The sequence below is a fragment of the Rhizobium sp. 18055 genome (assembly GCF_902706285.1).
Lineage (GTDB): Bacteria > Pseudomonadota > Alphaproteobacteria > Rhizobiales > Rhizobiaceae > Rhizobium.
Map to the genome: position 1 here is coordinate 1 of NZ_CACSKD010000330.1, position 429 is coordinate 429.

Genomic DNA, 429 nt, shown 5'->3' on the forward strand with positions numbered 1-429 from the left:
CCTACCAAGAGATGCCCATGGCCGGTTCGGCCACGCAAGGTCGCTATCGGCTGACCTCGGGTCGCTGGCCGGCGAAGGCCGGGGAGGTTCTGGCCACCAGTACTCTTGGCGCTGATGATGGATCGCGGTTGTCTGCCAAGGCAGGTGATCTCCACCTCACGGTCACCGGCCATGTCGAAGCCGTCTACGATCGGGCTGCGACCTTGGTTCTTGCGGCTCCAGGCACATGGCAGTCATGGCGGATTTCCCGCGATGACGCTGGACGTGCCGGTATCAGGGGCAATGGGCAAATTGGGTTCACCTCCCAGGAGCCCGGTGACGTATGCAGTCTCCTCGCCGAGACCCTGAAGCTTGCAGGTGACTGCGATACCACACAGACCCGTTCTGCCAGCGAAGCTCACGGGCTGACGCCGAAGGCATTCGTGGATC

Annotated in this window: 1 protein-coding gene; it reads left to right on the top strand. The window is 62.9% G+C overall.

Features of this window, described 5'->3' with window-relative positions:
• Positions 1-17 precede the first annotated feature (17 nt).
• The coding region (locus tag GVL52_RS29360) for a hypothetical protein (protein ID WP_200848024.1) at positions 18-429 on the top strand (412 nt) is incomplete at its 3' end.